Genomic DNA, 17973 nt, shown 5'->3' with positions numbered 1-17973 from the left:
TCTGTCCACCACCGACCGCCCCGTGCGCTGTCCGTGGACCGTCCCCTGATGTCCGTCGCCGACGCGCGTAAGGTGGAAGGTCGGCGCAGACATCGTTCGACAGGAGCTTTCATGACCAGCACCCTCCCGGCGTCCGCCAGCGGTACGCCGTCCGAGGCCCGGCCGAGCACGCTCGCCGAGGGCGACTTCAAGGTGGCGGATCTGTCGCTCGCCGAGTTCGGGCGTAAGGAGATCCAGCTCGCCGAGCACGAGATGCCCGGCCTGATGGCGATCCGTCGGGAGTTCGCCGAGGCGCAGCCGCTCGCCGGCGCGCGGATCACCGGTTCGCTGCACATGACCATCCAGACCGCCGTCCTGATCGAGACGCTGGTGGCCCTCGGCGCGCAGGTGCGCTGGGCGTCCTGCAACATCTTCTCCACGCAGGACCACGCCGCCGCGGCGATCGTCGTCGGCCCGGACGGCACCCCCGAGGCCCCCGCCGGCGTCCCCGTGTACGCCTGGAAGGGCGAGACGCTTCCGGAGTACTGGTGGTGCACCGAGCAGGTGCTCCTCTGGCCGGACGGCCACGGCCCGAACATGATCCTCGACGATGGTGGCGATGCCACCCTGCTCGTGCACAAGGGCGCCGAGTTCGAGAAGTCGGGGGTCGTCCCGCCGGTCGAGTCCGCCGACTCCGAGGAGTACGCGGTCATCCTCGAGCTGCTGCACCGTTCGCTCGGCGAGGACGGCCAGCGCTGGACGCGGATCGCCGCCGACATCAAGGGCGTGACCGAGGAGACCACGACCGGCGTGCACCGGCTCTACGAGATGCACCGCGCCGGCACCCTGCTCTTCCCGGCCATCAACGTCAACGACTCGGTGACCAAGAGCAAGTTCGACAACAAGTACGGCTGCCGGCACTCGCTCATCGACGGCCTCAACCGGGCCACCGACGTGCTGATCGGCGGCAAGATGGCCGTCGTGATGGGCTACGGCGACGTGGGCAAGGGCTGCGCCGAGTCGCTGCGCGGTCAGGGTGCCCGGGTCGTGGTGACCGAGGTGGACCCGATCTGCGCGTTGCAGGCCGCGATGGACGGCTACCAGGTCGCCACCCTGGACGACGTGGTCGAGCAGGCGGACATCTTCATCACCGCCACCGGCTGCTTCGACGTCATCACCAACGAGCACATGGCCCGGATGAAGCACCAGGCCATCGTCGGCAACATCGGCCACTTCGACAACGAGATCGACATGGCCGGCCTGGCGAAGCGTTCCGACGTCGAGCGGGTCAACATCAAGCCGCAGGTCGACCTGTGGCGCTTCGCCGACGGGCACGCGATCATCGTGCTCTCCGAGGGCCGCCTGCTGAACCTGGGCAACGCGACCGGGCACCCGAGCTTCGTGATGTCGAACTCGTTCGCCAACCAGACGATCGCCCAGATCGAGCTGTTCACCAAGACCGAGGAGTACCCGATCGGCGTCTACGTGCTGCCCAAGCACCTGGACGAGAAGGTGGCCCGGCTGCACCTGGGCGCGCTCGGCGCCAAGCTGAGCACGCTCACCAAGGAGCAGGCCGCGTACCTGGGTGTCTCCCAGGAGGGTCCGTTCAAGCCGGACCACTACCGCTACTGATCGACGTTTCCGGACCGGGTCGGCTGTTCGCAGCCGGCCCGGTTTCGTCGTATCCGGGTCAGGGGCGGCGACGCGCGGGCCGGAACCAGGTCCAGACGCACCAGGCCAGCCACGAGAGTGACACGACGGTGGCCAGTGCCCGCAGGCGCAGCGCGCTGAGCAGCAGCACCACGGCCAGGACGGTCAGCCACGGCAGGAATCCCTTCACGGCGGGATCCTCCCACAGTCGGCGAGAGTGAGCTTGTCATGAACGACTTGACGAGCGCCCTGAGCAGGGAGGAAGGTATGGCTGCCCTAAGTTAGCTGAGGCGTGCCTAACGAACACGGAGCCCGGATGTTCGCCACCTACCTGATCGGCCTGCGGGAAGGCTTGGAAGCGACCCTGGTGGTCAGCATCCTGGTGGCGTTTCTGGTGAAGTCGCAGCGTCGGGACCGGTTGCCGCAGGTCTGGGCGGGCGTCGGCCTGGCCGTGGCGCTCTCGGTGCTCTTCGGCTGGCTGATCGAGTACACGTCGACCTCGCTGCTGGCCCGCTCCGAGGACCGGGAGCTGTTCGAGGCGATCACGTCCGTCGCCGCCGTGGTCTTCGTCACCTGGATGATCTTCTGGATGCGCCGTGCCGCCCGGACCATCGCCGGCGAACTGCGCGGCAAGCTCACCGAGGCGCTGGCCGTCGGATCCCTCGCGGTCGCCGGCATGGCCTTTCTCGCGGTGATCCGCGAGGGCCTGGAGACCGCGCTGATCTTCTACTCCGCGGCCCAGGGCGCGGCCGGTGACAGCGGGCCGCTGCTCGCGTTGATCGGCGGCATCGTCACCGCCGTGGTGCTCGGCGCGCTGCTCTACGCCAGCGCCCTGCGGATCAACCTCAGCAAGTTCTTCACCTGGACCGGCGCGCTGCTGATCCTGGTCGCCGCCGGCATCCTCAAGTACGGCGTGCACGACTTCCAGGAGGCCGGCGTGCTGCCGGGCCTCAATGACCTGGCCTTCGACATCACCAGCGCGCTCGACCCGACCACCTGGTACGCGGCACTGCTGGCCGGGATGTTCAACGTGACGCCCGCGCCCACCGTGCTGGAGACCATCGCCTGGGTCGGGTACGCGGTGCCGGTCCTCCTGCTTTTCCTGCGCCCGACCCGGCGTAAGCCGACCTCCACCGCGACCACCGGCACCGAGCGCGGGGCCGACACCGGCACCGAGGCCGAGGCGGCGACCACGCCGCAGCCTGCCTGACCCCCACGAGGAGAGACAGCTCAGATGCGTACCACCCGCTTTTTCGCGCTGGCCGCCGCCGGCGTGCTGGCGACGGCCGGTGTGGCCGGTTGTTCCGACTCCGACAAGGGTGACGCGGCCGGCGCCGGCGGCCCGATCGTGGTCAAGGCCAGCGACACGGCCTGCGAGGTCGGCGCCACCGACCTCGACGCCGGCACCGCCACCTTCAAGATCACCAACTCGGGTGCCAAGGTGACCGAGTTCTACGTGTACGCCTCCGGCGACCGGGTGATGGGCGAGGTGGAGAACATCGCCCCCGGCCTGAGCCGCGAACTGCACGTCGAGCTGCCGGCCGGCACCTACGAGACGGCCTGCAAGCCGGGGATGAGCGGCAAGGGCATCCGGGGTGCGCTCAAGGTCAGCGGGTCGGCGCAGCCGCTGACCGCCGACGCCGCGCTGGCCGGCGCCACCGAGAACTACCAGCGCTACGTCAAGAGCCAGACCGACGCCCTGCTGGTCAAGACCGAGGAGTTCGTCGCCGCCGTGAAGGCCGGCGACGTGGCGAAGGCCAAGGCTCTCTACCCGGTCGCCCGCACCTACTGGGAGCGGATCGAGCCGGTGGCCGAGATCTTCGGCGACCTCGACCCCAAGATCGACGGCCGCGAGGAGGTCATCGAGGAGGGGATGGAGTTCACCGGCTTCCACCGGATCGAGAAGGACCTCTGGCAGTCCGGCGACATCAGCAAGGACGGTCCGATCGCCGACCGGCTGCTGGTCGATGTCAAGGAGATCGTGGCCAAGGCCAACGCCGAGAAGCTCTCCCCGCTGCAACTCGCCAACGGTGCCAAGGAACTGCTCGACGAGGTGGCCAGCGGCAAGATCACCGGCGAGGAGGACCGCTACTCGCACACCGACCTGTGGGACTTCGCCGCCAACCTGGAAGGTTCCAAGGCGGCCGTGTCGGCCCTCCGGCCGGCGCTGGAGCAGCGCTCGCCGGAGCTGGTCACGCAGTTGGACACCGAGTTCGCCAACGTCGAGGCGCTGCTCGGCAAGCACCGGGACGGCGACGGCTGGAAGCTGCACACCGCGCTGAGCAAGACCGAGCTCAAGGACCTGTCCGACGGGATCAACGCGCTCGCCGAGCCGATCAGCAAGGTCGCCGCGGCCGTCGCTCGGTGACCGGACCTCAGGGGGAGTCGAAACCGATGAGCGGGAGCAGGGTGACCCGGCGGCGGGCGATCACGCTCGCCGGCGCCGGGGTGGCCGGTGTCGCCGGAGTGGCGGTCGGTGCGGGAGCGCTGGTCAGCGGCTCCCGTGGCCCGGCCGCCGCGAGCGACCACCCGGCCGGGGCGGTGCCGTTCCACGGTGAACACCAGGCCGGCATCGTCACCCCGGCCCAGGATCGGCTGCACTTCGTCGCCTTCGACGTGATCACGAAGGACCGGGCCCGGCTGGTCGAGCTGCTCGAGGAGTGGACCGCCGCCGCCGCCCGGATGACCACCGGGCGCGACGCCGGTGTGCTGGGCGCGGTCGGTGGGATGCCGGAGGCGCCGCCGGACGACACCGGCGAGGCGCTGGGCCTGCCCCCGTCGCAGCTCACCCTGACCATCGGTTTCGGGCCGACGCTGTTCCGCGACGCCGACGGCCGGGACCGGTTCGGCATCGCCGACCGGCGCCCGGCCGCCCTCGCCGAGCTGCCCCGGTTCCCCGGCGACGCGTTGCAGCCGCAGATCTCCGGCGGCGACCTCTGTGTGCAGGCGTGCGCGAACGATCCGCAGGTCGCGGTGCACGCCATCCGCAACCTGGCCCGGATCGGCATGGGCGTGGTGAGCGTCCGCTGGTCGCAGCTCGGCTTCGGCCGGACCTCGTCGACCTCCCGCGACCAGGCCACCGCGCGCAACCTCTTCGGCTTCAAGGACGGCACCGCCAACCTCAAGGCCGAGGACACCGCCCTGCTGCGCGACCAGTTGTGGGTGCAGCCGGGCGACGGGCCGGACTGGATGACCGGCGGGTCGTACCTGGTCACCCGCAAGATCCGGATGCTCGTGGAGACCTGGGACCGGACGTCGTTGTCCGAGCAGGAGGAGATCGTCGGCCGGACCAAGGGCAGCGGTGCCCCGCTGGGCCGGACCGACGAGTTCGACGAGCCGGACTTCGCGGCGCGCGGCGCGGACGGCAAGCCGGTGATCGCCGAGCACGCCCACGTCACACTGGCCCACCCGAGCCGCAACAACGGCGCCCACCTGTTGCGTCGCGGCTACAACTTCGTCGACGGGTCGGACGGCCTCGGCCGCCTCGACGCGGGCCTGTTCTTCATCGCCTACCAGCGTGATCCACGCCGGCAGTTCGTGCCGATCCAGACCCAGTTGGCCCGCCACGACGTGATGAACGAGTACCTGCGGCACGTCTCCAGCGGCCTGTTCGCCTGCCCGCCCGGCGTCCGTGACGGGGGCGACCACTGGGGGCGGGCGCTCTTCGGCTGACCGCCGTCCGGATCACGACAGGGCGACCGGCTGGAGGCAGCGGTGGCGCTGGGCGGCGCCGACGGGGGATCATGGGGGCAGCCCGGCCCGGGATCCACCCGACGCCGGTCCCACCGAACTGAACGGGGATGCAATATTAATCCCATGAGAGCCCGGGTACTGGTGGTCGACGACGACCCCGCACTCGCCGAGATGCTCGGCATCGTGCTGCGCAGTGAGGGTTTCCTGCCCTCGTTCGTGGCCGATGGTGAGCGGGCGTTGGCCGCGTTCCGCGACAGCCGGCCCGATATCGTCCTGCTCGACCTGATGTTGCCCGGGATGAGCGGTATCGACGTGGCCCGGTCCATCCGGGCCGAGTCCGGCGTGCCGATCGTCATGCTGACGGCCAAGAGCGACACCGTGGACGTGGTGCTCGGCCTGGAGTCCGGCGCCGACGACTACGTGGTCAAGCCGTTCAAGCCCAAGGAGCTGGTCGCCCGGATGCGGGCCCGGCTGCGCCGGGGCGAGGACGTGGCGCCGGAGATGTTGACCATCGGCCCGCCCGGCAACCAGATCACCATCGACGTGCCCGCGCACACGGTGAGCCGCAACGACGAGGAGGTGAAGCTGACGCCGCTGGAGTTCGACCTGCTGGTCGCGCTCGCCCGCAAGCCGCGTCAGGTCTTCACCCGCGAGGTGCTGCTCGAGCAGGTCTGGGGCTACCGGCACGCGGCCGACACCCGCCTGGTCAACGTGCACGTCCAGCGACTGCGGGCCAAGATCGAGCCGGACCCGGAGCGACCGGAAATCATCCTCACCGTGCGGGGCGTGGGCTACAAGGCGGGGACCGGATAGCCTGGTCACACTGTGTTGACCTCGCCGCCCCCGCACCCCTCGACCACGGCTACCCGCCGGCCCACCGCCGGTGGGGAGTTCTGGCGTGCCGTGAGTGGTCGCGCCGCCCGGGTGGTGGCCCGGGTGCACCAGACGTGGCGTCGCTCGCTGCAGGTGCGGGTGGTCACCATCACGCTGGTCGCCTCCAGCCTGCTGGTCGGCGGGTTCGCGTTCCTGATCGCCGACAAGATCACCACGATCCTGCTGGACAACGCCCGCACCGACGTCCGGCTGCGCGTGAACAGCGGTGCCAGCTACGCCGCCAAGCAGGTCTCGCTGTACGGCCAGGCGCAGGAGGCGCAGCTCCAGGAGACCATCGACGGCACGGTCAACTACCTGGCCGGCGGCGACCCGCAGCAGACCAGTGGCGTGGTGGTGGCGATCACCGCGGACAACTACCCCAACGACATCCAGACCCGCACGGCACCGTCGGTGAACGTCCAGCCACTGATCAGCCCGGAGCTGCGGGCCGCGGTCGCCGACGGCAAGGTGGCCAGCCAGATCCGCACCGGCCGGCTCACCGGGCAGAGCACCAAATACCTGGTGTACGGCTCTCCGGTGCCCACCCGCTTCGGCCAGATCGAGCTCTACTACCTGGTGCCGTTGACCCGGCAGGACTCCACCGCCGCCGACGCCCGAGCCACCGTGGTGGCCACCGGCGTCGCCCTGGTGATCCTGCTCGGGCTGCTCGCCGCGCTGGTCACCCGCCTGGTGGTCAACCCGGTCCGGGTCGCCGCGCGTACCGCCCAGCGGCTCTCCGCCGGCCTGCTCGACCAGCGGATGGTGGTCAACGGCGAGGACGACCTGGCCCTGCTCGCCGCCTCGTTCAACCAGATGGCCACCAACCTGCAACGGCAGATCCTGCGCCTGGAGGAGATGTCCCGGTTGCAGCGTCGGTTCACCTCCGACGTTTCGCACGAGCTGCGTACCCCGTTGACCACGGTCCGGATGGCAGCCGACCTGATCTTCGCCGAGCGCGACGAGTTCGACCCCGCGGTGGCCCGCAGCGCCGAGCTGCTCCAGGCCGAACTGGACCGATTCGAGGAACTGCTCACCGACCTGCTCGAGATCAGCCGGTTCGACGCGGGCTTCGCCATGCTGGACGCGGAGCCGACCGACCTGGTGCCGGTGGTGCACCGGGTGGTCGAGCGGCTGGCCGGCCTGGCCGAGCGGGTGGGCGTACCCATCGAACTCGACCTGCCGGGTACGCCGGTGATTGCCGAGGTCGACCCGCGCCGGGTCGAGCGTGTGCTGCGTAACCTGGTCGGCAACGCCGTCGAGCACGGTGAGGCCCGGCCGGTGCTGATCACCCTCGGCATCGACGACACCGCCGTGGCGATCACCGTGCGGGACCACGGAGTGGGCCTCAAGGCGGGCGAGGAGAAGCTGGTGTTCAACCGGTTCTGGCGGGCGGACCCGTCCCGGGCGCGGCAGACCGGGGGCACCGGTCTGGGCCTGTCGATCAGCCTGGAGGATGCCCGGCTGCACGGCGGCTGGCTGGAGGCGTGGGGCGCTCCGGGTCAGGGTGCCCAGTTCCGGCTCACCCTGCCGGCCCGTGCCGGCGACCGGTTGACGACCTCGCCGCTGCGGCTGGTGCCGGCCGACGCCGCGTTGCCGTTCGGCGGCCCCCGCGACGGTGGCCCGCTGGCCATCGGCCCCGGCACCGGTGGGGCGTTGGCGATCGGCCCGGCACCGGCCGGGGACGGGCAGCGGGCGGAGGTGGGTTCGTGAAGCGGCCGGCCCTGCTCGGAACACTCGGCGTGGTGCTGATGGTCGGTGCCGCCTGCGGCATCCCGGCATCGTCGGACGTGCGGGTGGACGGCAAGGGCGGGGCCGCGACCGAGGCCGGCTCGGTCGACGGCCGGCGGAGCGAGCCGCCGTCGCGGACGGCCAGCGGCAGCTCCAACGAGGCGTTCGTCCGCAACTTCCTGTCCGCCGCCGCCGGCGAGCCGGACCGGGCGTACGAGCGGGTCAAGGCGTTCATCCTGCCGCAGGACCGGCCCCGCCTGCAGGACAAGAAGGGCAGCGAGGTCGCGCTGACCGTGGTCCGGTTGCGGGAGTCGGTCTACACGCTCAACAGCGACTCGACCACCACGGTGAAGATCACCGTGCAGCAGCTCGGTGTGCTGCGGGCCAACGGCACCCTGGCCCCGCCGGTGGCCACCGAGACGGAGTACGAGTTCCGGCTGCGCAGCGGTGCGGTCAACGGCGCCGGCACCGACGAGCGGGCCGGCCTGTACGTGCTCGACCCGCCGAACGTGCTGCTGCTCAGCGACATCGCCCTCCAGCAGTACTACAAGAGCGAGTCGATCTACTTCTGGAGTTCCGACCGCACCCGGCTGGTGCCTGATCAGCGCTACCTGCCCGAGGCGGTGCCGGAGGAGCGCCGGGTCAACGAGGTCGTGAAGTGGCTGGTCGGCGGCCCGTCCGACTGGCTGCGCCCCGGTGTCGTCGGGCTACCCGACCGCACCGAGCTGATCAACAACGCCACCGGCGCGAACGACCGGTGGGAGGTCAACCTGGACATGTCCGGCGATGACCAGAACACCATCGACCAGCTGGTCACCCAGCTCGCCTGGTCGCTGGGCGACCTCGCGGGCGAGCTGGAGTTGAAGATCCGCAACAACTCGCAGCCCGTGCAGGACCTGAGCGCCCGCCGGGCGGCACAGCGGCTCTACCCGATCAGCGAGAACCCGCAGCGGTTCTGCGTGTACGAGGGCACGATCCGTCCGCTCGACTTCGTCGGCGAGCTCAGCGGCGCGGTCCCGCTGGCGGCCGAGGTCAACCGTGGCATCGTCTCGGCCAGCATGGCGCGGGCCGACAACCGGATCCTCGCCGCGATGGTGCTGACCGGCGGCAAGAGTCGCCAGCGGCTCGCGGTGGGCACCGGGCCCGCCCCGATCACCACGATCACGCGCAGTACGAGCGAGTACGCCTCGATCAGTCGTCCGGTCTGGTTGCGGATGGCCGACTCCCGGCCCGGTCGGGGTCTGGTGGTGGCCGATGGCCAGCTCTACCGCTTCGACGAGGGCGCACGGATGTACCCGGTGCCGCTCAACCTGCCCTCGGCACCGGTCACCGCGGTGGCCGCCGCGCTGGACGGTCAGCGCGTCGCGTTGATCGCCGGCGGCCGGCTCTACGTCGCGGCGGTCAACCTCGACGGCGGTGGGGTCTCCATCGGCCCGCCCCGGCAGTTGATCACCTCGCTGTCCGGCCTCACGACGGTGGACTGGGGTCGGGAGGACCAGCTGGTGGTGGGCGGGTCGGCCGGCCAGCCGGCGATCTACGAGATCAGTGTCGACGGCGTCCTGGAGACACCGCTGCGCACCGACGTCGGTGCCAAGGTCAACCACCTGGCGGCGTACCCGACGAACCGCAGCGTGCCCCTGCCCAGCGGGGCGTACATGTACGAGGCGAACGGGGTGGCGTACCGCAGCAGCCCGTTGGAGCGGATCGGGCTCGAACGGGTACGCGACATCGCCCCGCCGTCGGCCGGCGTCCGGCCGAACAACCCGTCCGCCCCGTTCTTCCTCTACTGACGCCGTGCGCGGGCTCTGGGCGGACCTCACCGACCTGGTGCTGCCCGCCGACTGCGCGGGCTGCCGGGAGAGCCGGTCCGGCCTGCGGCACGGCGTCTGCCCCGCCTGCGTGGCGACGCTGAACGCGCTGCGTCCCGGGCCGGTGCGTCCCACCCCCGTCCCGGCGGGCATGCCACCGTGCGTCGCCCTCGGTCCGTACGCCGGCCCGTTGCGCGAGGCCCTGCTGGCGTACAAGGAGCACGGCCGGCACGGGTTGGCCCGTCCGCTCGGCGGGCTGCTCGCGGAGGTCGTCGCGACGGCGGTCGGCGACGTCCGCCGTCCGGTGGCGCTGGTGCCGGTGCCCGACACCGCCGCGGCGGCCCGGGCCCGGTACGGCGACCACCTGGACCGGTTGGCGCGGCACTGCGCGGCCCGGCTGCGCCGGGGTGGCTGGTCGGTCCGGGTACGCCGGCCGCTGCGCGCCCTACCCCGACCCGACTCGGTGACGCTGGACAGCGTGGGCCGGGCGGCGGCCGCCGAGGCGGCGTTCCGACCCCGCTCCCCGGTCGGTGCCGGCGCGGCGGTCGTGGTGCTGCTGGACGACATCGTGACCACCGGGGTCACGCTGGCCGCGGCGGCCCGCGTGCTGGGCGCGACCGGTTCGGCACCGAGTGTCGCGGCGGTGCTCGCGGCGACCGAGAAAAGACGCCGTTTGTAACCGACCGTGTTTCCGTTTCACCCGTTGGTGTATGAGCTGCGAAAATCCTGGGCGGTCTCGGCAACATGGGGTGACTGCCGGGCAAACAGGCGTTAGCGTTTTGCTGTCGGGGGTAGGAGGTCGTTCCACCCGCCCCCGGCGGTGAGAGGAGGCGTAGCCGTACTGACCGGTCGACGCCAGCGGGTCTCCCACGGCGCGCGACCGGGTTACCGGATCGAAGACCATCCGAACAAGGGAGGTCACGTGGACATCGTGGTCAAGGGCCGTAACGTCGAAGTGCCGGACCATTACCGGGTACACGTAGCCGAGAAACTCGCAAAGATCGAACGCTACGATCACAAACTGATTCGTGTCGATGTCGAGCTGTTTCACGAGCGCAATCCGCGCCAAGCCGACCACTGCCAGCGGGTGGAGATCACCTGCATTTCCCGCGGCCCGGTGATGAGGGCCGAGGCCTGCACGAACGACTTCTACAGCGCACTCGACGCCGCTATCGCGAAGCTCGACACCCGGCTGCGTCGCGCGGCCGATCGCCGCCGCGTACACCGGGGTCGGCACGCGCCGATCTCCGTCGCCGCCGCCACCGCTGGCCTACCGGTCGCGGACCTGGTGGCCGCTCCGCTCAGCGCGCCGGGTGACGGCGCCCGCGCCGGCACCGCCGTCGCGGAGCGGGTCGACGATGAGGGCGACGACCGGCAGCCGTGGCACATCGCCCGGGAGAAGGTGCACCCGGCGGAGCCGATGACGATCGACGACGCGTTGTTCGAGATGGAACTGGTCGGCCACGACTTCTACCTGTTCCAGGACAAGGAGTCCGGCCGCCCCAGCGTCGTCTACCGGCGCCACGCCTACGACTACGGGATCATCTCCCTCGCCACCTGACCGGTCGCGGAGCCATGTCGATCATGGAGTTGTGGTGGGCGACCACCACAACTCCATGATCCGGCGTCACCGGAGGTCGGCGGGCAGCAGCGCGAAGGTGAGGTCGTCCAGGCGGCCCCCGGCCAGGCCGGGGAGACTCGCGCGGTGCAGGGCCTCCCGGTGGAAGCCGGTCCGCTCCAGCACCCGGTGCGAGGCGGTGTTGTCCGGCACGGTGCCGGCGGTCAGCCGGGCGACTCCGGCCGAGCCGAACGCCCAGGCCGCGATCAGCCGGACCGCCCGGGTGGCGTACCCCCGGCCCCGCCAGTCGGGGAGCAGCGCGTAGCCCACCGACGCCTCGCCCCGCGCCACGTCGGTGTACGACAACCCGCAGCTGCCCACCGGCTCGCCGCTGGCCACGTCGGTGATCAGCAACCGGGCGATGTCACCGGTCAGCCACCCGCTCTCCGCGAGCCGGCAGCGCCGCTCGATCGCCTCCCGCGTCGGCGGTACCGGCGGCGCCTGGTTGGCGACGACCTCGGGCCGGCTGTGCAGCCGGTACATCAGCTCCGCGTCCTCGGGCGCCAGCCGGCGCAGGGTAACCACCTGATCGGTGAGCACCCCGCCGGGTAGGTCGGGCAGCAGCCGGGCGGCCGGGCCGGGCGGATCGTCGGCGAGGCGTACCCAGGCCAGCAGATCGTGCCGGTCGCCGCCGCGGCCGGACCCGGCCGACCGGCGCGAGCCCTCGTAGTGGAAGCCGGCGGCCAGTGCGACACGCTGGCTGGGGGCATTCGCCGGGTTGGTGAGCAGCTCCAACCGGACGGTTCCGGTGGCGAACGCGTGTTCGCTCAACGCGCGGGTCGCCGCCGCGGCGACGCCGCGTCCGCGCGCCGACGGCCGTACCCAGTAGCCGATCTCGGCCTGGCCTCGCGCGGGCACCGGATTGCTGAGACCCACCGTGCCGAGCAGGCGGTCGGTGGCCGGGTCGGCGACCGCGTACGCGGTGCCGCCGCCGGCCCAGGCCGCCGGGGCCCCGGCGTCGATCCACCGGCGGGCGTCGACCTCGGTGTACGGGGCCGGCAGGCCCGTCATGAACCGCTGGCTGACCGGGTCGGCCAGGCCGTCGACCACGTCGGCCGTGTCCTCGGGGCGAAACGGCCGCAGCCGCACCCCGTGCGCCTCGACGACCTCCTGCGGCGTCATGCCAGATCCTCGGCCAGCAGCGCGGCGATCCAGACGTCGGCCCGCTCACCCCGGTGCGGCACGCCACCCCGGGCGACCCCCTCGAACGTGAAGCCCGCCTTGTCCGCGACCCGGCGGGAGGCCGTGTTGCCCACGTTCGCCTTCCACTCGATTCGGGCCAGGCCCAGGGCGGTGAAGCCCCAGGCGCTCAGCGCGAGCAACGCGGCCGGCATGTAGCCCCGACCCCGGACCTCCGGGGCGGTCATGAACCCCACGTCGGCCAGCAACGGATCGCCGGGGGAGAGCCGCAGGTCGATGGTGCCGGCGTACCGGTCGTCCGGGTCGGCGATCGCGAAACACGCGGCGTCGCCGCGCGCCCAGAGCTCTCGACCGTATCCCTGGTACCACTGCGCGTCGGCATGGTCGTACGGGTCCGGCACGGTGGTCCAGCGGACGCTCTCCGGGTCCTGGCAGGCCCGCACCACGGCGTCCAGATCCTTTGCCTCCATCGGCCGCAACCGCAGCTCGCCGGCGCCGGCGGTGGCGAAGAGGGTCGGCTGCGGGCGGCCGAAGACGGCGGCCCGTCGGGCGGCCAGGGTGCCCGCTCCGGCCGGCCCGGTCGACCCCGGCTCGGGCACCTCGCCGGGCAGCAGCGAGCCGACCCAGCCGTCCGACGCTGGTGGGGAGAGCCGCAGCCGGCCGTCGATCCGGAAGCCGGCCCGGAGCGCGACCAGGCGGGAGGCGTGATTACCCACCTCGGCCCGCCAGAGCAGTCGGCTCAGCCCGAGCGTCCCGAACGACCAGCGGGCCACGGCCCGGGTCGCCCGGACGCTCACCCCCCGGCCCCGCGCCCACGGGGCCGTCCAGTAACCGACCTCGCCGGTGCCGGCACCGGCGATGGAGACCAGACCGCACGAGCCGAGCAGCTCGCCGGAGGCCGGATCGCAGACCGCGAACGGTGCGCCGGTGCCCTCCGTCCAGGCCCGTCCGCTCAGCTCGGTGACGAAGCCGTGAGCGTGTTCGGGCCGATATGGGCGCGGTACGCTCGTCCAGTGCTGAATGTCCGGATCCTGGCACGCTCGGTGTACGGCGTCGGCGTCGGCCTCCTGCCAGGGGCGCAGCAGCACGCCGTCCTCGATGATCTCCACGGGCTCCACTCGTGCATCGTGCCGGAACGTTCGCCGACGGCGTAACCGGATAACGTCCAGCGCACGGCCAGGACGTGACTTATGTCGGGTTCGGTGTGACGGACCACCGCCACCAGTGACCATGGCGCCGATGGAGCGCCTACGATGGTTCGAGACTGTCTAGGGGAGCGTTGATCCGTGTCGATTCTGGAAAAGGTCCTTAACGCGGGCGAAGGCCGCATGGTGCGCCGGCTCAAGGCCATCGCCAATGCCGTCAGCTCGATCGAGGACGACTACGTCAACCTCACCGACGAGGAGCTGCGCGGCATGACCGAGCAGTTCCGGGAGCGGCTCGCCGACGGCGAGACCCTCGACGACCTGCTGCCGGAGGCGTTCGCCGTGGCCCGCGAGGCGGCCGCCCGGGTGCTCGGCCAGCGGCCGTACGACGTCCAGGTGATGGGTGGAGCGGCGCTGCACTTCGGCAACATCGCCGAGATGAAGACCGGTGAGGGCAAGACGCTGACCTCGGTCATGGCCGTCTACCTCAACGCGCTCTCCGGCGACGGCGTGCACGTGGTCACCGTCAACGACTACCTCGCCCAGCGCGACGCGGCCTGGATGGGCCGGGTGCACGAGTTCCTCGGGCTGACCGTCGGCGTGGTGCTGCCCAACCGGCCGGCCAGCGAGCACAAGGCCGCCTACGAGTGCGACATCACCTACGGCACCAACAACGAGTTCGGCTTCGACTACCTCCGCGACAACATGGCCTGGTCGAAGGACGAACTGGTCCAGCGCGGCCACAACTTCGCGGTGGTCGACGAGGTCGACTCGATCCTGATCGACGAGGCCCGTACCCCGCTGATCATCTCCGGTCCGGCCGAACACTCGGCCCGCTGGTACGGCGAGTTCGCCGGCGTGGTGGCCCGGCTCCAGCCCGGCACCGACGGCGAGGGCGACTACGAGGTCGACCACTCCAAGCGCACCATCGCGGTGACCGAGCGCGGTGTCGCCAAGGTCGAGGATCGGCTCGGCATCGACAACCTGTACGAGTCGGTGAACACTCCGCTGGTCGGCTACCTCAACAACGCCATCAAGGCCAAGGAGCTGTACAAGCGCGACAAGGACTACATCGTCAGCGACGGTGAGGTCCTGATCGTCGACGAGTTCACCGGTCGCATCCTGCACGGTCGTCGCTACAACGAGGGCATGCACCAGGCGATCGAGGCAAAGGAGGGGGTGGAGATCAAGCAGGAGAACCAGACCCTGGCCACCATCACCCTCCAGAACTACTTCCGCCTCTACAACAAGCTGTCCGGGATGACCGGTACGGCGCAGACCGAGGCGAGCGAGTTCAACAAGGTCTACAAGGTCGGCGTCGTGAGCATCCCGACGCACCGCCCGATGGTCCGCGAGGACCGGCCGGACGTCATCTACAAGACCGAGAAGGCCAAGTTCAACGCCGTCATCGAGGACATCGCCGAGCGGCACCAGCTGGGCCAGCCGGTGCTGGTCGGCACCGTCTCGGTGGAAAACTCGGAGATCCTCTCCCAACTGCTGCGCCGCCGCGGCATCCCGCACAACGTGCTGAACGCCAAGTTCCACGCCCGGGAGGCCGAGATCGTCGCCCAGGCCGGGCGAAAGGGCGCGGTCACCGTGGCCACCAACATGGCCGGCCGCGGCACCGACATCCTGCTCGGCGGCAACCCCGAGTTCCTCGCGGCCAACGACCTGCGCCAGCGCGGTCTCGACCCGCTGGAAAACGAGGAGGAGTACGCCAAGGCGATGGAGGAGGTCCTGCCCACCTGGAAGCAGGCCTGCGACGCCGAGGCGGACGAGGTCTCCGCCGCCGGTGGCCTGTACGTGCTGGGCACCGAGCGGCACGAGTCCCGTCGGATCGACAACCAGCTGCGCGGTCGCGCCGGCCGGCAGGGCGACCCGGGCGAGTCCCGCTTCTACCTGTCGCTGCAGGACGAGCTGATGCGGCGCTTCCGGGCCGGCGCGGTCGAGGCGGTGATGGAGCGCTTCAACATCCCGGAGGACGTGCCCATCGAGTCGAAGATGGTCACCCGCCAGATCAAGAGCGCCCAGGCCCAGATCGAGGGCCAGAACGCCGAGATCCGCAAGAACGTGCTGAAGTACGACGAGGTGCTCAACAAGCAGCGCCAGGTCGTCTACGCCGAGCGGCTGCGGGTGCTCAACGGTGAGGACCTGTCCGACCAGGTCCGCAACATGATCGACGACACCGTCGAGGCGTACGTGCGGGGTGCCACCTCCGAGGGCTACGGCGAGGACTGGGACCTGGAGCAGCTCTGGTCCAGCCTCAAGCAGCTCTACCCGGTCGGCGTGACGATCGAGGAGCTGGAGGAGGACGCCGGCGGCTCCCGGGCCGGCATGGATGCCGACTTCCTGGTCGCCCGCCTCAAGGAGGACGCGAACGCCGCGTACGACCGCCGCGAGGAGCAACTCGGCACCGAGGGTGTGCGCCAGCTCGAGCGGATGGTGCTGCTGCAGGTCATCGACCGCAAGTGGCGCGAGCACCTCTACGAGATGGACTACCTCCAGGAGGGCATCAACCTCCGGGCGTACGCCCAGCGTGACCCCGTGGTGGAGTACCAGCGCGAGGGCTTCGACATGTTCGCCACCATGATGGACGGCATCAAGGAGGAGACGGTCGGCTTCCTCTACAACGTGGACGTCCAGGTGACCGAGCCGGAACCCGCGGAGTCGGAGGAGGTCACGCTGCTCGACAAGCCGGTGGAGATCCGGGCCAAGGGTCTCAACCGCGCCCCGCAGCGCCAGGGCCTGCAATACTCGGCCCCCACCATCGACGGTGAGGCCAGCCCGGGTGCGGTGGCGGTCGAGCAGGCCGAGCAGCAGGCGCCCGCGCTCGGTGTGGGCCGTCCGGCCCAGGCTGCACCGGCGGCGCCGGGGCAGACCGCACCGTCCGCCCCGCAGCGGCCGGCCTCCGGGCTGCGTGGCCCGGCGCTCCCGACCGCCGGCTCCCGACGTCCAGCGCCGAACCAGGCGGACGCCGGCAACGGCCCGTCGCGCAACGCGCCGTGCCCGTGTGGCTCGGGCCGCAAGTACAAGCGCTGCCACGGCGCCCCCAACGGCGGCAACTGACCGACAGCAGTCCCGACGGGCCCCGGCCGATCTGGCCGGGGCCCGTCGGCGTCTCCAGCCTCGCGCGCCCGGCCCGGCCCGGCCTCGCCGACTGGCCCCGCGTCGGTGTCGGCCGCTTGAGAAGTGCCCGCGTCGGAGGGCTCTCGAAGGGCCCGTCGGCCGGGGTGCTGGCCGTGGCGGCGGGCGGTCAGAGGACGTGTAGGGCGGTGCAGAGCCAGCGGCCTCGGCGGTGCTCCAGGCGGAGCGCCATTGCCCAGCTCCGCCCGCCGTCGCCGGTGAACACGGCGGCGGCCTCCACCGCCGCGTCCCGAGGTTCACAGACGCGAAGACGGAGCAGCCGGGCCAGCGGCCTCGTACCGCGGCGGCGGGGCGTCCCGGCCCGCCCGGACGCCCGTGCCAGTTCGATCAGCAGGTCGCCGGACCGGGTCGGGTCGAGCAGTGGCCGGACCTGTGCGGGCGAGCGGTAACCGTTGACCGCCTCCAGACACGTGCTGACGAAGCGGTGCGCGGCCCGGGTCGCCTCGGAGACCGTCGCGGACGGCAGCGGCGCACCCGGGTGGCCGGCGGGCCGACCGGGCACCGGACGCAGCGAGCGGCGGCGCTCCGGCGGTCGGGCCTGGTCCTGTCGGGACGCGGCGAACAGGTCGAGGGCGAGCTGGCCGTGGGTCGGCGCCGGCCAGTACGCTCCGTCGGCCTCGTCGGTGTACGGCGGATCGATGGGTGGGGCGGGGCGCAGCCGTACGGGTGGTCGGGACGGACGCTCACTCATCGCAGCCCTCTCGATCTTGCGTTTGCCTTCGTTTGCCTCCGACACCATAGATTGTGAGCGATGGGCGGCACCGGGGTCAATGGCAACAGTGGGGAGGGACGCGCCGTCGCAGCGCGTGATCCGCGTCGTTTCGCCAGTGGCGGGTTGTCCAGGCCGCGCGGATACCGCGACATCGGTGAGACGGAGTGGATTCTTACTCCGGATCGCGGTCGACCAGGGGATTGCTCTGCACCCACTCGGCGGTCTCGTCGTACTTGCGGGCTATGTACTCCTCCAGTCGAGCGCGCTCGACACGCCACTGGCCGCGCCCACCGATCTTGATCGCCGGCAACTCTCCGCTGCGCACCATGTGGTAGACCTGCGAGTCCGACACGTTCAGCTCGGTGGCGACGTCGGACAGCAGCAGGAACCTGGGCTCCACAGAAACTCCCGGGGTTGATGTCGTTTGGCTCAGTTTGCCACCGACAGCGCCGACCGCCCAGCACCGTAACAGCACCGGTCCCG

The 17973-nt window shown here is 71.2% G+C and carries 15 protein-coding genes; 10 read left to right on the top strand and 5 right to left on the bottom strand.

Annotated features, from left to right (window positions below):
• Positions 1-111 precede the first annotated feature (111 nt).
• Entirely contained in the window at positions 112-1611 is a 1500-nt protein-coding gene (gene ahcY, locus F8271_RS00755; RefSeq protein WP_151487640.1) for an adenosylhomocysteinase, read from the top strand.
• A gap of 58 nt (positions 1612-1669) precedes the next feature.
• Here the strand turns inward: ahcY and F8271_RS32100 are convergent, their stop codons facing one another.
• Entirely contained in the window at positions 1670-1819 is a 150-nt protein-coding gene (locus F8271_RS32100; RefSeq protein WP_192580080.1) for a hypothetical protein, read from the bottom strand.
• A 126-nt stretch (positions 1820-1945) separates the two neighbouring features.
• On the opposite strand from F8271_RS32100, the gene efeU reads away from it, so the two are divergent.
• The 8 genes from efeU to hpf all read left to right on the top strand — a co-directional run bounded on the left by efeU (position 1946) and on the right by hpf (position 11292).
• Positions 1946-2839 carry an iron uptake transporter permease EfeU gene (efeU, locus tag F8271_RS00750; protein WP_151487639.1) on the top strand — a complete coding sequence of 298 codons (894 nt, stop codon included), beginning with the start codon at positions 1946-1948 and terminating at the stop codon, positions 2837-2839.
• A 24-nt stretch (positions 2840-2863) separates the two neighbouring features.
• On the top strand, positions 2864-3997 hold the full coding sequence (gene efeO / locus F8271_RS00745; protein WP_151487638.1) for an iron uptake system protein EfeO: 1134 nt from the start codon (positions 2864-2866) through the stop codon (positions 3995-3997).
• 26 nt (positions 3998-4023) lie between these two features.
• Positions 4024-5301 carry an iron uptake transporter deferrochelatase/peroxidase subunit gene (efeB, locus tag F8271_RS00740; RefSeq protein WP_151487637.1) on the top strand — a complete coding sequence of 426 codons (1278 nt, stop codon included), beginning with the start codon at positions 4024-4026 and terminating at the stop codon, positions 5299-5301.
• A gap of 144 nt (positions 5302-5445) precedes the next feature.
• Positions 5446-6135: an MtrAB system response regulator MtrA gene (gene mtrA, locus F8271_RS00735; protein WP_007455837.1), complete on the top strand. Its 690-nt coding sequence runs from the start codon at positions 5446-5448 to the stop codon at positions 6133-6135.
• A gap of 12 nt (positions 6136-6147) precedes the next feature.
• Entirely contained in the window at positions 6148-7905 is a 1758-nt protein-coding gene (gene mtrB / locus F8271_RS00730) for an MtrAB system histidine kinase MtrB (protein WP_151487636.1), read from the top strand.
• Positions 7902-9713, top strand: a complete 1812-nt coding sequence (locus tag F8271_RS00725) for an LpqB family beta-propeller domain-containing protein (RefSeq protein WP_225854079.1) — start codon at positions 7902-7904, stop codon at positions 9711-9713. Before mtrB ends, F8271_RS00725 begins: the two co-directional genes overlap by 4 nt.
• 37 nt (positions 9714-9750) lie before the next feature.
• On the top strand, positions 9751-10410 hold the full coding sequence (locus tag F8271_RS00720) for a ComF family protein (RefSeq protein WP_151487649.1): 660 nt from the start codon (positions 9751-9753) through the stop codon (positions 10408-10410).
• 243 nt (positions 10411-10653) lie between these two features.
• On the top strand, positions 10654-11292 hold the full coding sequence (gene hpf / locus F8271_RS00715; RefSeq protein WP_151487635.1) for a ribosome hibernation-promoting factor, HPF/YfiA family: 639 nt from the start codon (positions 10654-10656) through the stop codon (positions 11290-11292).
• Between the two features lie 66 nt (positions 11293-11358).
• On the opposite strand, the gene F8271_RS00710 is transcribed toward hpf, so the two are convergent.
• Together F8271_RS00710 and F8271_RS00705 are read right to left on the bottom strand one after the other, a co-directional pair.
• Positions 11359-12471 carry a GNAT family N-acetyltransferase gene (locus F8271_RS00710; RefSeq protein WP_151487634.1) on the bottom strand — a complete coding sequence of 371 codons (1113 nt, stop codon included), beginning with the start codon at positions 12469-12471 and terminating at the stop codon, positions 11359-11361.
• Positions 12468-13607, bottom strand: a complete 1140-nt coding sequence (locus F8271_RS00705) for a GNAT family N-acetyltransferase (protein WP_151487633.1) — start codon at positions 13605-13607, stop codon at positions 12468-12470. Before F8271_RS00705 ends, F8271_RS00710 begins: the two co-directional genes overlap by 4 nt.
• Positions 13608-13775: 168 nt before the next feature.
• Between F8271_RS00705 and secA the strand changes: the two genes are divergently transcribed.
• Positions 13776-16700, top strand: a complete 2925-nt coding sequence (secA, locus tag F8271_RS00700) for a preprotein translocase subunit SecA (protein WP_151487632.1) — start codon at positions 13776-13778, stop codon at positions 16698-16700.
• Positions 16701-16887: 187 nt separating this feature from the next.
• On the opposite strand, the gene F8271_RS00695 is transcribed toward secA, so the two are convergent.
• Both F8271_RS00695 and F8271_RS00690 read right to left on the bottom strand, forming a co-directional pair.
• Positions 16888-17469: an Rv3235 family protein gene (locus tag F8271_RS00695; protein WP_151487631.1), complete on the bottom strand. Its 582-nt coding sequence runs from the start codon at positions 17467-17469 to the stop codon at positions 16888-16890.
• A 193-nt stretch (positions 17470-17662) separates the two neighbouring features.
• On the bottom strand, positions 17663-17890 hold the full coding sequence (locus F8271_RS00690) for a helix-turn-helix domain-containing protein (RefSeq protein ID WP_088946326.1): 228 nt from the start codon (positions 17888-17890) through the stop codon (positions 17663-17665).
• Positions 17891-17973: the final 83 nt, after the last annotated feature.

The organism is Micromonospora sp. ALFpr18c, from assembly GCF_008868155.1.
Taxonomy (GTDB): domain Bacteria; phylum Actinomycetota; class Actinomycetes; order Mycobacteriales; family Micromonosporaceae; genus Micromonospora.
The sequence above is the reverse complement of the archived record's forward strand: the minus strand, read 5'-3'. Positions and strand labels throughout refer to the sequence as shown.